The sequence below is a fragment of the Streptomyces sp. NPDC051963 genome (genome assembly GCF_044593495.1).
Classification (GTDB): domain Bacteria; phylum Actinomycetota; class Actinomycetes; order Streptomycetales; family Streptomycetaceae; genus Streptomyces.
Window position 1 is genome coordinate 871,645 of the sequence record NZ_JBIUCC010000002.1, and the last position, 13,588, is coordinate 885,232.

Consider the following 13,588-nt stretch of genomic DNA (forward strand, 5'->3'; position numbering starts at 1 on the left):
ACGAACCGTAGTCAGGAGTCCGTCATGAGCGAAGAGCGCCCCGCGTCCGACCCCGCTCAGGAGAAGCTCGAGAAGTACGAGAGCGGCGAGCGGGAAACTGTCGACGAGGCACGCGCCACCGACGCCGACGCCTGGGCGACGGCGTGTGCCGAGGACCTCGCGGCGGAGAAGGCCCGCCGCCGCGCCGCCTACGGCCCGCCCCCCGGCTCGGCCGCCGAGGAACTGCGCAAGCTCGTCGACACCGTCGCGGACAAGCTGTCCGGCCTTCAGTCCCCCCTGCTCGGTGCGGTCGCCGGTCCGGCCGCCGAGCAGGTGGTGCGGCAGGTCGTCCAGCAGGCGAAGGCCGCCGTCGAGCCCGTCATCGAACGCAACCCGGACATCTTCGACCACCTGGCCGCGGCCGGCAACGAACTCCTCGCCGCCTACCGCTCCGCCGTCCAGGCCCAGGAGCGCCGCTGGACGGGCCGGACGGACGAGCTCGACGAGTCCGCCGACCACGACGACCCCGACGACCCCGGCGAGGGCACCGGCCCCGGCCAACGCATCGACTTGGACTGACGCCCACCCATGGCCCCTCAAGGCCCGCTCACCGGGCGGACGACGGGAACCTGACACAGAGGGCCTCGGGTACGGTTGGCCGTAGCGGGGCTCGACCGAAACTGAGGGATTCATGGGACTCACCATCGGCGTCGACATCGGCGGCACGAAGATCGCGGCCGGCGTGGTCGACGAGGAAGGCAACATCCTCTCGACCCACAAGGTGCCGACCCCGGGCACGCCCGACGGCATCGTGGACGCCATCGCCTCCGCCGTGGACGGGGCACGTGCCGGGCACGAGATCGTCGGCGTGGGTATCGGTGCCGCCGGTTACGTCAACCGCCAGCGCTCGACGGTGTACTTCGCCCCCAACATCGACTGGCGCCAGGAGCCGCTGAAGGAGAAGGTCGAGCAGCGCGTCGGCCTCCCCGTGGTCGTGGAGAACGACGCCAACGCCGCCGCCTGGGGCGAGTACAAGTTCGGCGCCGGCAAGGGCCACCGCAATGTCATCTGCATCACGCTCGGCACCGGCCTCGGCGGCGGCATCATCATCGGCAACAAGCTGCGCCGCGGCCACTTCGGCGTCGCCGCCGAGTTCGGCCACATCCGGATGGTCCCGGACGGCCTGCTGTGCGGCTGCGGCTCACAGGGCTGCTGGGAGCAGTACGCGTCCGGGCGGGCCCTGGTCAGATACGCAAAGCAGCGGGCGAACGCCACCCCCGAGAACGCCGAGATCCTCCTCGGCCTCGGCGACGGCAACCCCGACGGCATCGAGGGCAAGCACATCTCCATGGCCGCCCGCCAGGGCGACCCCGTCGCCGTCGACTCCTACCGCGAACTGGCCCGCTGGGCCGGCGCCGGCCTCGCCGACCTGGCCTCGCTCTTCGACCCCTCCGCCTTCATCGTCGGCGGCGGCCTCTCCGACGAGGGCGAACTGGTCCTCGACCCGATCCGCAAGTCGTACAAGCGCTGGCTGGTCGGCGGGAACTGGCGCCCGGTCGCCGAGGTGATCGCCGCGCAGCTGGGCAACGAAGCGGGTCTGGTGGGCGCGGCAGACTTGGCCCGGGAGCCAGACCCGATCATGTAACGCCGACTTTTCCGCTACGGGGACTGCAGCGCCCAGGGGCGCGAGGCTGTATAAACATGCGACTCCGCCGCGTGGGCGCGACCAGCCACACACGACCGGTAGTCGCCCACAATCCTCGCGCCCCGAGCTGTTGGGCGTACATTGATCCACATGCCGCCGCTCCCCAATTCCTGCACGGAGCCCGACGGTTCCGCGGTCATCAGGGTCCTCAGCTACAACATCCGCTCGATGCGGGACGACACCGCCGCCCTCGCCCGCGTGATCACCGCCTGCGCCCCCGACCTGGTGCTGATCCAGGAGGCCCCCCGCTTCTTCCGCTGGCGCAAGAAGCTGGCCCGTCTGGCCCGCGCGGCGGACCTGGTGATCCTCTCCGGCGGAGGCACGGCAGCGGGGCCCGCGCTGCTCTGCTCGCTCCGGGCGACCGTCGAACGCACCGAAGACGTCCTTCTCCCTCTCACCCCCGGCCAGCACCGCCGCGGCTTCGCCACCGCCGTCGTACGCTTCGGCGGCACGCGTCTCGGCGTGCTGAGCTGTCATCTGTCGCTGAGCAAGGACGAGCGCTACGACCAGTCCGGCATGCTCCTCGACCGCCTCGCCGGCCTGGGCGTGGACCATGCGATCGCCGGCGGTGACCTCAACGAACGCCCCGGCGGCCGAGCCTTCACCCGGCTCACCGAGCCCCTCCAGGACTGCTGGGCCACCGCGCCCTGGGGCGGCGAGAACACCTGGACGCACACCGAACCCCACCGCCGCATCGACGCGATCTTCGCCACGAAGGGCATCGAGGTACTCGGCGCCGGCGTACCCCTCGACCACCCCGGAGTGACCGAGGCAGATCTGAGGGCGGCCACGGATCACCTTCCGGTGCTGGCGGCATTGCGCGTACCCGCAGCCTGAGAAGGTTCTGCTCTGAGGGCGGCCACGGATCACCTTCCGGTGCCGGCCGCCCTCAGAATTCAGGCCGGCTAGACGACCGCGCCCCGCCCCGGGTCGTCGTCGTCCTCGTCGTCCGTCCGCATCCGCATCACCAGCGTGGCGAAGCCGCCCACGAAGCCGCCGATGCCGAGTGTGGTGAGCCACCAGGTCATCTCCCAGCCCAGCAGGACCGCGAGCAGCAGCAGGATCGGGCCGCCGATCACACCGAGCCAGGCGAACTTGGAGGTGGCGTCGGCGGCCGGCAGCGGCGGTGGCTCGGGCGGTACGAAGTGGCCCTCGTCGTCCTCGGTGAAGTCCTCCTCGGACGGCTCGGGCGCGGTGTAGTCCCGGGGGCCGCCGACGCCGGGCGCGAAGGAGACGGAGCTGCCCAGGGGCTTGGCCGGCTTGTCGCCCCCCGCGGGCTCCTCGGCCTCTTTGGCTTCCTTGGCCTCCGGCGCTTCCTTGGGGCTCACGTCGTTCGTCTCCGGCTCCAGGAGTGCCAGGTCCTCGACGGACTTGAAGGGCTTGGAGCCCGGCGGGTCCGGCGGCTCCTCGCCGTACCCCTCGACGATCGCCTCCCAGGCGGCGGCCTCGTCGAAGGGCACACCCTGCTCGTCCGGCTCGCGGTCCTCGCGGTCGGAGTCGTGCTCAGCCACCTGCGGCCGTCCCTTCCTTGCCGAGACTGGGTGCGAGCCGGCCGATGAACGCGAAGCTCTCCGCGAAGATCCGGTCCGCGTCGTGGTCCAACGTCGCCACGTGGTAGCTCTGTTCCAGCAGGATCTCCTGTACGTCCGTGGAGGAGATCCGGCTGAGGACCCGCGCCGAGTCGGCGGGCGGCACGACATGGTCCTGCGGGCTGCGCAGGAGCAGCACCGGCTGGGTGACCTGCGGCAGCTCTCCGTCGACCTGCTGGAAGAACCTGCGCAGGGAGTGCGCCGCGTGCAGTGGCACCTTGTCGTACCCGATCTCCGTGCTGCCGGGCAGGGCGATGTCGCTGGCGATCCCCTTCGTCGTACGGACGAGGTGGCGGGCGACCGGAAGGGCGTACGCCGCGAGGCCGTGCACCTTGTTGCCGGGGTTGACGACCACGACGCCGCTGATCGCGTCGCCGTGCTTGGCGGCCAGCCGCAGCGCCAGCGTGCCGCCCATGGACAGGCCGGCGACGAAGACCTGCGTGCAGCGCTCGCTCAGGGCGCGCAGCTCGCGGTCCACCTCGGCATACCAGTCCTGCCAGCCGGTGAGTTCGAGGTCCTCCCAGCGTGTGCCGTGTCCGGGCAGCAGTGGCAGGGAGACGGTCAGGTCTCGCTCGGCGAGATACTCCGCCCAGGGGCGCAGCGACTGCGGCGAGCCGGTGAAGCCGTGGCACAGAAGGACGCCGATCTCCCCGCCCTCGTGGCGGAACGGCTCGGCTCCAGGGAGGAGCGGCACCTTCGGTCTCCTGTTCTCGGGGGCGGTTGCAGGTACTTCACCGTACGCGACGGCACTGACACCGACCAGGGTCGTCGGGTCCTTTGACAGTGCGCCGGGTTAAGGTCTGACCGACGGACACAGGAGGCAATCGGTTGTTGTACGGCGCGATGAAGGTATCCATCGGGGGGCCGCTGAAGCTCGCCTTCAGACCCTGGGTGGAAGGCCTGGAGAACGTACCCGCCGAGGGCCCCGCGATCCTGGCGAGCAACCACCTGTCGTTCTCGGACTCGTTTTTCCTGCCCGCCGTCCTCGACCGCAAGGTCACCTTCATCGCGAAGGCCGAGTACTTCACCACGCCCGGCATCAAGGGCCGGATGACCGCAGCCTTCTTCAAGGGCGTCGGCCAGCTGCCCGTGGACCGCTCCGGTGCGCGCGGTGCGGGCGAGGCCGCCATCAAGAGCGGCATAGACGTGCTGGAGCGCGGTGAGCTGTTCGGGATCTACCCGGAGGGCACGCGCTCGCCCGACGGCCGCCTCTACCGCGGCAAGCCCGGCGGCCTCGCGCGCGTGGCGCTCGCGTCCGGCGCGCCCGTCCTCCCGGTCGCGATGATCGACACGGAGAAGATCCAGCCGCCGGGGAAGGTGATGCCGAAGCTGATGCGCCCGGGCATCCGCATCGGCAAGCCGCTGGACTTCAGCCGCTACAACGGCATGGAGCACGACCGTTTCGTGCTGCGCGCGGTGACCGACGAGGTCATGTACGAGATCATGAAGCTCTCCGGCCAGGAGTACGTCGACATCTACGCGACCGCCGCCAAGCGGCAGATCGCGGAGGCGGCCAAGGCCGAGAAGGACGCGGAGAAGGCGGCCAAGGCCGCCCTCGCGCAGGCCGAGAAGGAACGGGCCGAGAAGGAGAAGGCCGAGAAGGAGAAGTCCGAGTCCTAGGCAAGGCAGTCCGGGACTCAGGGGGTGGGGGATATGACCAAGCGCGAACGCGTCATGCGAATGTCGGTCGAGCAGCCGCTGTGGCGTGCCCTCACCGGCTACCGGATCCTGACCCTGCTGTATGCGATCGGCCTCTTCGCCACCTCCTACGACGAGTTCACCCGCCCGTGGGTGGCCATCGTCTTCTACGCCGTGCTGGCCGTCTGGACGTTCGCGACCCTGCCCCGGGTGGCGAACGCGGCGAGCTGCACCAAGCGGTTCCTCGCCGTCGACCTCACCATCGCGCTCACCGGCATCCTGCTCACCGGACTCGCCGCCAGCCCCGAGCGGATCGACGCGGGCGGCTCGACGCTGCCGTCGATATGGACCGCCGGTTCCGTGCTCGCGTTCGCCATCAAGGGCGGCTGGCGCTGGGCCGTGTTCGCCTCCACACCGGTCGCCGTCGCCAACCTGATCTACCGCGGCGCCCCGGCCCGCGACACCGTCCACAACGTGATCCTCGTCTGGGTCGCCTCCATCGCCATCGGCTACGTCGTCGAGGTCGCCCGCGCCTCCGAGCGCACCCTCGCCCGCGCCCTGGAGATCGAGGCCACCACCCGCGAACGGGAGCGGCTCGCCCGGGACATCCACGACGGCGTTCTCCAGGTCCTGGCGATGGTGCAGCGACGCGGCGCCGTTCTCGGCGGCGAGGCGGCCGAGCTGGGCCGTATGGCGGGCGAGCAGGAGGTGGCGCTGCGCACGCTGGTCTCCGGCGGCCTGGTGCCCGTCTCCCGGGTGTCGGAGGACGCCGCCGAGGGAGCGGTCGTACGAGCCGTCGAAGAACCGGAGGACGACGGACCTGTCGACCTGCGCTCCCTGCTCGCCCCCTTTGCGGGCGCCCGGGTCAGCCTCGCCGAGCCCGGTGCCCCCGTGCCGCTGCCGTCGGCCGCCGCGAAGGAGATCGCCGCGGCCGTCGGGGCCGCTCTGGACAATGTCCGCAAGCATGCGGGGCAGGACGCCCGCGCCTGGATCCTGGTCGAGGACGAGCCGGACGAGGTCGTCGTGTCCGTACGCGACGAGGGGCCCGGCATCCCCGAGGGACGGCTCGCGCAGGCCGAGGGCGAGGGGCGGCTCGGGGTCGCCCTGTCGATCCGGGGGCGGCTGCGCGACATCGGCGGCAGCGCCGAGCTGATCTCGGTGCCGGGGCAGGGCACGGAAGTCGAACTGAAGGTGCCGAAGCAGATCACACGGGGGACGCGATGAGCGAGGGACCGAGCGCGATCAAGGTGATGGTGGTCGACGACCACCCCATGTGGCGCGACGCCGTCGCCCGTGACCTGGGCGAGTCCGGCTTCGACGTGGTGGCCACCGCCGGCGACGGCGACCAGGCCGTACGCCGCGCCAAGGCCGCCGCCCCGGACGTCCTGGTGCTCGACCTCAACCTGCCCGCCAAGCCGGGTGTCCAGGTCTGCAAGGAACTCGTCGGCCACAACCCGGCGTTGCGCGTCCTGGTGCTGTCCGCGAGCGGTGAGCACGCCGACGTGCTGGAGGCGGTGAAGTCGGGCGCGACCGGCTATCTGCTGAAGTCGGCGTCGACCGAGGAACTGCTCGACGCGGTGCGCCGTACGGCCGTCGGCGACCCGGTGTTCACCCCGGGCCTGGCCGGTCTCGTCCTCGGCGAGTACCGGCGGCTGGCCTCCGAGCCCGAGCCGGCCGCGCCGGACGCCGAGCAGTCCAGGGCCCCGCAGCTCACCGAGCGGGAGACGGAGGTGCTGCGGCTGGTCGCCAAGGGCCTGAGCTACAAGCAGATCGCCGAGCGTCTCGTCATCTCGCACCGCACGGTGCAGAACCACGTGCAGAACACCCTCGGCAAGCTCCAGTTGCACAATCGCGTGGAACTCGTGCGGTACGCCATAGAGCGCGGACTTGACGACGAGTAAACCAACCGCACGACGATTCACCGGAATTGCGCTTCCGACCCATCCCTAGGTGACCTGGATCACTATTAGCGTGGCCCTCACCAGGCAACCGCGGCGAAGGGACATTTCCATGCGGGTCGGAGTACTGACCGGAGGCGGCGACTGCCCCGGGCTCAACGCCGTCATCCGGGCCATCGTCCGCAAGGGCGTGCAGGAGTACGGCTACGACTTCGTCGGCTTCCGGGACGGCTGGCGCGGTCCCCTCGAGAACGACACCGTACGGCTGGACATCCCCGCCGTACGCGGCATCCTGCCCCGCGGCGGCACCGTTCTCGGCTCCTCGCGGACGAATCCGCTGAAGCAGGAGGACGGCATCCGCCGGGTCAAGGAGAACCTCTCCAAGCAGGAGGTGGAGGCGCTCATCGTGATCGGCGGCGAGGACACCCTCGGCGTCGCGGCACGGCTGTCCGACGAGTACGGCGTGCCGTGCGTCGGCGTCCCGAAGACCATCGACAACGACCTGTCCGCCACGGACTACACCTTCGGCTTCGACACCGCCGTCAGTATCGCGACGGAGGCCATCGACCGTCTGCACACCACCGCCGAGTCCCACATGCGCGTCCTCGTCTGCGAGGTCATGGGCCGGCACGCCGGCTGGATCGCGATCCACTCCGGGCTCGCGGGCGGCGCCAACGTCATCCTCATCCCCGAGCAGCGCTTCGACGTCGACCAGGTGTGCGCCTGGGTGACCTCCCGCTTCAAGGCGTCGTACGCCCCGATCGTGGTCGTCGCCGAGGGCGCCATGCCCAAGGACGGCGACATGGTGCTCAAGGACCAGTCCCTCGACTCCTTCGGACATGTGCGGCTGTCCGGCGTCGGCGAGTGGCTGGCCAAGGAGATCGAGAAGCGCACCGGCAAGGAGGCCCGCACCACCGTGCTGGGGCACATCCAGCGCGGCGGCACACCCAGCGCCTTCGACCGCTGGCTCGCCACCCGCTTCGGACTGCACGCCATCGAGGCCGTCCGCGACGGCGACTTCGGCAAGATGGTCGCCCTGCGCGGCACGGACATCGTCCGCGTCCCGATCGCCGAGGCCACGGCCAAGCTGAAGACGGTCGACCCGAAGCTGTACGAGGAGGTCGGGGTCTTCTTCGGCTGATGGTTGGATCCTCGGCGCCGGTCGGGCAGTCTCAGCCCGTCCGGCGTTTGAGGACGAGGCCTTTCGGGCCGAAGCGGGGGTCTGGGGGCGGCAGCACCCAGGGGCGAGGGCGGCGCCGGGCGGCCGTATATTCGACCCTGACCAGACAATTCCGGCACAACCCCCGGAGGGTTCCGTGGTGATCCTCGCCTTTGGAGTCCAAGCGGATGAACGGCCCCTGATCGAGAAGGCCTTCACGGGCCACCACGACATCCGCTGCCTGGGCGTCTTCCTCGACGAGGACACCGCTCCCATCGCGGCCGGTCACGAGATCGTCTGCACCAGCGTCAACTGCGATCTCGGCGACCGCGTCCTGCGGACCCTCGCGGCCGGCGGCACGCGGATGGTCGCCCAGCGTTCGACCGGCTTCAACAACATCGACCTCGATGTCGCCGAGCGCCTCGGTATGACGGTGTCCCGGGTGTCGTACTACTCGCCGTACTCGGTCGCCGAGTTCGCCTGGGCGCTCGGCATGGCCGTCAACCGCCGTATCGTCCGCGCCGCCAACCGCACCCGCGACTTCGACTTCCGCCTCGACGGACTGATGGGCCGCGACATGCACGGCCGCACCGCCGGCGTCCTCGGCACCGGCAAGATCGGCGAGGCGTTCGCACGCATCGCGCACGGCTTTGGCATGCGGCTGCTCGGCTGGGACATCGCAGAGAACCCCGCCTGCGTGGAGCTGGGTATGCAGTACGTCCCCAAGGAGCACCTCCTCGCCGAGTCCGACCTCGTCACCCTGCACGTCCCGCTGATGCCGGAGACCCAGCGCCTCATCGACGCCGGCGCTCTCAAGACGATGAAGGACGACGCGATCCTGGTGAACTCCAGCCGCGGCGGCCTCATCGACACCGCGGCCCTCGTCGCCGAACTGCGCGAGGGCCGCTTCACGGGCGTGGGACTCGACGTCTACGAGGCGGAGGCGGGCCTGTTCTTCCTCGACAAGTCCCTTGAGGCCATCGAGGACGACATCCTGGCCCGCCTGGTCACCTTCCCCAACGTCCTGGTGACCTCGCACCAGGCGTACTACACCGAGGACGCCGTCGGCCAGATCGTCGACACCACGGTCGACAACGTCCTCGACTACACGGCCGGCCGCCGCTCCGAGAACGTGCTGGTGCCGCGCAGCTGACCGACCAGTTCGCGTACGACGGCGGCGCCGTTCAGCGTCAGCACGGACTCCGGGTGGAACTGGATCCCCGCGAAGCCCGGGCCGCGCACCGCGTGGACCTCGTCTGACGCGCTGCGGCTGACCTCGATGCCGTGCGCGGCCAGCTCCTCGGCACTCTCGTCGTCGCAGCGCGCCACGAAGCTGTTGTAGAAACCGACGGTCTCCGGCCGCCCGAACAGCTCGATCTCCGTCTGCGCACCCTGGTGCGGGACCTCCTTCCGTACGATCTCCAGGCCCAGCTCGGCCGCGATCAGCTCGTGCCCGAGGCAGACACCGAGGACGCCGTGCCGGTGCGTGCCGATCACCTCGGCGGTGAGGTCGCGCAGGAAGCGCATCCTGGGGTCCGCCAGGTCGCTGGGGTCGCCCGGACCCGGGCCGAGGACGACCGTCCCCTCGTGCGCGAGGACCGCTTCCCGCAGCCCTGCTTCGTCGAAGCGCCGGACGGTGACGGTGAGGCCCGAGGAGCGCAGGACGTGCGCGAGCATCGCCGTGAACGTGTCCTCCCCGTCGACGACCAGGGCATGGCCGCTCAGCTCCGTGGAGCGCTCCTGCATCCGCAGCCAGAACGGCGCCAGCGACGACCGCCGTCCGTCCAGCGCGGCCCGCACCCGGGGGTCGTCGGCCAGCGGTGGCCGCTTCCGCTCCTGACGCGGCCTGGACGGTCGTACGCCCAGAGCCGCCAGCACTCCGGCCGCCTTGGCGTGGGTCTCCGCGACCTCGCTCGCCGGGTCCGAGCCGCGTACGAGCGTGGCGCCGACCGGCACCCGCAGCCGTCCGGCGGCGTCGATGTCGGCGGTGCGGATGAGGATGGGGGAGTCGAGGGTCTGCGCACCCCCGGAGTCCTGGCCGATCAGCGCGAGCGCGCCCGCGTAGTAGCCCCGCCCGCCGACCTCGTGCCGCTCGATGACCCGGCAGGCGTTCTGCACGGGGGAGCCGGTGACGGTGGCCGCGAACATCGTTTCGCGCAGGACGTCCCGCACGTCCAGCGAGGACTTCCCCCGCAACTCGTACTCCGTGTGCGCGAGATGCGCCATCTCCTTCAGACGCGGCCCGACGACGACCCCGCCCATGTCGCCGACCGTGCACATCATCTTGAGCTCCTCGTCGACGACCATCGACAGCTCCTCGATCTCCTTGCCGTCGGCGAGGAAGTCCAGCAGGTGCTCGGGGGTGGGGCCGTCGGCCGGGTAGCGGTACGTCCCGCTGATCGGGTTCATCACGACGGTGCCGCCGGACATCCGCACATGCACCTCGGGGCTCGCGCCGACCAAAGTGCGCTCTCCGGTGTGGACGACGAACGTCCAGTACGCGCCCCGCTCGCCCTGAAGGAGCCGTCGGAACAGGGCCAGCGCGTCGGCCTTGGAGAACCCGGGGATCTCACCCTCGTACGTCCGCCGGATGACGAAGTTGGCGCCCTCGCCCCGCCCGATCTCCTCCCGCAGCACCCGTCCGACGATCTCCGCGTACTCCTCGTCGCCCACGTCGAAGCCGCCGCCCTCGACCCGGACGTCATGCGCGGGGAGCTGTCGCAGGGCCTCGGCGAGCGGGATGTCGTACCGCTCCTCGGGCGTGAGCACCGTCAGCGGTGTGCCGTCGTCGCGGACGTCGAAGCCGCGCTCGCGGATCTGGCGGTACGGGACGAGCGCGAGGCCCTCGTCAGGGAGGTCGGCGAGCCGGTCGCATGTGCGCACCGGGCCGAGGAGCAACTCGACGGTGTCGCACTTTTCGGCGGCACGCCCCGGTGTGCGGCGGCGGAGCAGGGCGAAAGGGCGGTCGTCGTGCGGGAGCTCTGCCAGGTCCATGGTTCCTCTTCCGTGGGTGATCGGGGAGGAACGGTCCGGGTGCCGAAAACACCGAAGGCCGCCCCTCGGGCGGCCTTCGCGAAGTGGTGCGTACGCGCAGTCAGTGGGCCGCCGGAGAAGCGGTCCACCACCAGTTCTGGATCGAGTGCGCGAACATGGAGCGCACCCTATCCCACGTCCTGGCGGACCGGATGTCTCATTTCCTGGGCACCGTCCTGAGACCGTGACATCACCCCGTAATGTTGAGGTCGTGACCGTGAACGCTAAGACCAGCGCCAGCGCTGGCAACACCTGGCGAGACCTGCCCGCGGCGCAGCAGCCCGAGTACCCCGACACCGAGGCTCTGCGCACAGTCGTTGCGGAGCTCGAGTCGTATCCGCCGCTCGTCTTCGCGGGCGAGTGCGACCAGCTGCGCGCCCGGATGGCGGCCGTCGCCAAGGGAGAGGCGTTCCTCCTCCAGGGCGGCGACTGCGCGGAGGCCTTCGACGCGGTCTCCGCCGACCAGATCCGCAACAAGCTCAAGACGCTGCTCCAGATGGGCGCCGTGCTGACGTACGCCGCCTCGGTACCGGTCGTGAAGGTCGGCCGGATCGCCGGCCAGTACTCCAAGCCGCGATCCAAGGGCACCGAGACCCGCGACGGCGTGACCCTGCCGACCTACCGCGGCGACTCGGTCAACGGCTTCGACTTCAACGAGAAGGCCCGGATCCCGGACCCCGAGCGGCTGAAGCGGATGTACAACGCGTCCGCGTCGACGCTGAACCTGGTCCGCGCCTTCACCACCGGCGGTTACGCGGACCTGCGTCAGGTGCACGCCTGGAACCAGGACTTCGTGAAGTCCTCCCCGTCCGGCCAGCGCTACGAGCAGCTGGCGCGGGAGATCGACCAGGCGCTGAACTTCATGCACGCCTGCGGGGCCGACCCGGAGGAGTTCAAGACGGTCGAGTTCTACTCCTCGCACGAGGCGCTGCTGCTCGACTACGAATCGGCGCTGACCAGGGTGGACTCGCGCACCGGGCAGCTGTACGACGTCTCCGCGCACATGGTGTGGATCGGTGAGCGGACCCGGCAGCTGGACCACGCGCACATCGAGTTCGCCTCGAAGATCCGCAACCCGATCGGCATCAAGCTCGGCCCGACGACGACGGCCGAGGAGGCGCTCCAGTACATCGAGCGCCTGGACCCGGAGCGGGAGCCGGGCCGGCTGACCTTCATCGTCCGGATGGGCGCCGACAAGGTCCGTGACCGGCTCCCCGAGCTGATCGAGAAGGTCACGGCCTCGGGCGCCACGGTGGCCTGGGTGACGGACCCGATGCACGGCAACACCTTCGAGGCGGCCTCCGGGCACAAGACCCGCCGCTTCGACGATGTGCTGGACGAGGTCAAGGGCTTCTTCGAGGTCCACAAGGGCCTGGGCACCCACCCGGGCGGCATCCACGTCGAGCTCACCGGTGACGATGTCACCGAGTGCGTGGGCGGCGGCGACGAGATCTTCGTCGACGATCTGCACCAGCGCTACGAGACGGCCTGCGACCCCCGGCTGAACCGCAGCCAGTCCCTCGACCTGGCCTTCCTCGTCGCGGAGATGTACAGGGACCAGTGACGGGTTCACCTGTTACAGGCAGATGAAGTAGGGCGTGGATCACATACGATCCACGCCCTACAGCACTTTTGAGCCGCCCGAACGACGGGTAAGGTTAGGTTAGCCTCACCGATCATCGGGACGGCACGACCTTACGAATCCCGTCGGGAGGTGACCCGCGTGTACGTCTGCAACTGCTTCGGAGTGACCGAGGCCCAGGTGAAGAAGCACGCGGAAGGCGGCGCCTGCACCCCCCGCCAGATAGCCTCCGCCTGCAAGGCGGGTACGGACTGCGGATCGTGCGTACGCCGGATCCAGGCACTCCTGGGCCGCGACGCGTGCCCCCGCCGTGAGCTGGCGGACCGGGGCCAGCCGGCCCTTGCCGGACTGGAACGGCCGGACGACGGGCTGGAAAGGCTGGACGAAGCCGCCTAGTCGGCCGCCCGGCTAGCTCGGCTGCTCGATCTGCTGCGCGAGGTAGAGCGCCTCTCCGAGCTTTTCGATGAGTTCCAGCTGCGTGTCCAGATAGTCGATGTGGTGCTCCTCGTCCTCGAGGATCGACTCGAAGATGTTCGCGGACGTGATGTCGCCCTTGGTGCGCATCACCTCGATACCGCGCTTGAGGCGGTCGATCGCCTCGACCTCCACCTGCCGGTCGGCCTGGAACATCTCGGTGACCGTCTGGCCGACCCGCACATGGAACAGCCGCTGGTAGTTGGGCAGGCCGTCCAGCATGAGGATGCGCTCGGTGATCTTGTCCGCGTGCTTCATCTCGTCGATGGATTCTTCACGCGTGTACTTGGCGAGCTTGGTCCAGCCGTTGTTGTCCTGGATCCGGTAGTGCAGCCAGTACTGGTTGATCGCCGTCAGCTCACCGGTGAGCTGTTCGTTCAGAAACTCGAGGACCTCGGGGTCGCCCTGCATCGCAGAGGCTCCTTCCAAGCGGGGAACTGGCAGGTTGCGCCGCATCCTTGCACCGGCGAGAAAGATCGTCCAGTAAGTCTTCACTTAGTAAGTAAGGGCAGGCTTAGTCCGATTTGTACG

General features: G+C 69.8%; 15 protein-coding genes. 10 read left to right on the forward strand and 5 right to left on the reverse strand.

Annotation, left to right across the window (positions count from 1 at the left end; genetic code table 11):
• Positions 1–24: 24 nt before the first annotated feature.
• The 3 genes from ACIHFB_RS10350 (at position 25) to ACIHFB_RS10360 (ending at position 2,521) form a co-directional block, all read left to right on the forward strand.
• Positions 25–558 carry a DUF5304 domain-containing protein gene (locus tag ACIHFB_RS10350; RefSeq protein WP_400126334.1) on the forward strand — a complete coding sequence of 178 codons (534 nt, stop codon included), beginning with the start codon at positions 25–27 and terminating at the stop codon, positions 556–558.
• A gap of 112 nt (positions 559–670) precedes the next feature.
• Positions 671–1,624 carry an ROK family glucokinase gene (locus ACIHFB_RS10355; protein ID WP_365277351.1) on the forward strand — a complete coding sequence of 318 codons (954 nt, stop codon included), beginning with the start codon at positions 671–673 and terminating at the stop codon, positions 1,622–1,624.
• A gap of 150 nt (positions 1,625–1,774) precedes the next feature.
• On the forward strand, positions 1,775–2,521 hold the full coding sequence (locus ACIHFB_RS10360) for an endonuclease/exonuclease/phosphatase family protein (RefSeq protein WP_365277354.1): 747 nt from the start codon (positions 1,775–1,777) through the stop codon (positions 2,519–2,521).
• A gap of 68 nt (positions 2,522–2,589) precedes the next feature.
• On the opposite strand, the gene ACIHFB_RS10365 is transcribed toward ACIHFB_RS10360, so the two are convergent.
• Together ACIHFB_RS10365 and ACIHFB_RS10370 are read right to left on the reverse strand one after the other, a co-directional pair.
• Positions 2,590–3,195: a hypothetical protein gene (locus ACIHFB_RS10365; protein WP_365277357.1), complete on the reverse strand. Its 606-nt coding sequence runs from the start codon at positions 3,193–3,195 to the stop codon at positions 2,590–2,592.
• Positions 3,188–3,967, reverse strand: coding sequence for an alpha/beta fold hydrolase (locus ACIHFB_RS10370; protein WP_365277360.1), 780 nt, complete (start codon positions 3,965–3,967; stop codon positions 3,188–3,190). The genes ACIHFB_RS10365 and ACIHFB_RS10370 overlap by 8 nt, the downstream gene beginning before the upstream one ends.
• A gap of 149 nt (positions 3,968–4,116) precedes the next feature.
• Here ACIHFB_RS10370 and ACIHFB_RS10375 point away from each other — a divergent pair, with 149 nt between their 5' ends.
• The 5 genes from ACIHFB_RS10375 (at position 4,117) to ACIHFB_RS10395 (ending at position 9,121) form a co-directional block, all read left to right on the forward strand.
• Positions 4,117–4,893, forward strand: coding sequence for a lysophospholipid acyltransferase family protein (locus tag ACIHFB_RS10375; RefSeq protein ID WP_365277362.1), 777 nt, complete (start codon positions 4,117–4,119; stop codon positions 4,891–4,893).
• 33 nt (positions 4,894–4,926) lie between these two features.
• Entirely contained in the window at positions 4,927–6,135 is a 1,209-nt protein-coding gene (gene macS / locus ACIHFB_RS10380) for a MacS family sensor histidine kinase (RefSeq protein ID WP_400126337.1), read from the forward strand.
• Positions 6,132–6,812: a response regulator transcription factor gene (locus tag ACIHFB_RS10385; RefSeq protein ID WP_365277367.1), complete on the forward strand. Its 681-nt coding sequence runs from the start codon at positions 6,132–6,134 to the stop codon at positions 6,810–6,812. The genes macS and ACIHFB_RS10385 overlap by 4 nt, the downstream gene beginning before the upstream one ends.
• A 109-nt stretch (positions 6,813–6,921) precedes the next feature.
• Complete coding sequence (locus ACIHFB_RS10390) at positions 6,922–7,950, forward strand: 6-phosphofructokinase (protein WP_365277369.1); 1,029 nt, start codon at positions 6,922–6,924, stop codon at positions 7,948–7,950.
• Positions 7,951–8,125: 175 nt separating this feature from the next.
• Entirely contained in the window at positions 8,126–9,121 is a 996-nt protein-coding gene (locus ACIHFB_RS10395) for a 2-hydroxyacid dehydrogenase (protein WP_365277372.1), read from the forward strand.
• On the opposite strand, the gene ACIHFB_RS10400 is transcribed toward ACIHFB_RS10395, so the two are convergent.
• Positions 9,073–10,962, reverse strand: coding sequence for an anthranilate synthase family protein (locus tag ACIHFB_RS10400; protein WP_400126340.1), 1,890 nt, complete (start codon positions 10,960–10,962; stop codon positions 9,073–9,075). The two genes, ACIHFB_RS10395 and ACIHFB_RS10400, sit on opposite strands and share 49 nt — an antisense overlap.
• A gap of 100 nt (positions 10,963–11,062) precedes the next feature.
• Positions 11,063–11,119, reverse strand: coding sequence for a trp operon leader peptide (locus ACIHFB_RS10405; RefSeq protein ID WP_142195936.1), 57 nt, complete (start codon positions 11,117–11,119; stop codon positions 11,063–11,065).
• A 93-nt stretch (positions 11,120–11,212) separates the two neighbouring features.
• Here ACIHFB_RS10405 and ACIHFB_RS10410 point away from each other — a divergent pair, with 93 nt between their 5' ends.
• Together ACIHFB_RS10410 and ACIHFB_RS10415 are read left to right on the forward strand one after the other, a co-directional pair.
• Complete coding sequence (locus ACIHFB_RS10410) at positions 11,213–12,565, forward strand: class II 3-deoxy-7-phosphoheptulonate synthase (RefSeq protein ID WP_365277377.1); 1,353 nt, start codon at positions 11,213–11,215, stop codon at positions 12,563–12,565.
• A 150-nt stretch (positions 12,566–12,715) separates the two neighbouring features.
• Positions 12,716–12,979: a bacterioferritin-associated ferredoxin gene (locus tag ACIHFB_RS10415; protein WP_400126341.1), complete on the forward strand. Its 264-nt coding sequence runs from the start codon at positions 12,716–12,718 to the stop codon at positions 12,977–12,979.
• Between the two features lie 12 nt (positions 12,980–12,991).
• Here the strand turns inward: ACIHFB_RS10415 and bfr are convergent, their stop codons facing one another.
• The gene (gene bfr / locus ACIHFB_RS10420; RefSeq protein WP_365277383.1) at positions 12,992–13,468 is read right to left on the reverse strand and encodes a bacterioferritin; all 477 of its coding nucleotides are present in this window, start codon (positions 13,466–13,468) and stop codon (positions 12,992–12,994) included.
• Positions 13,469–13,588: the final 120 nt, after the last annotated feature.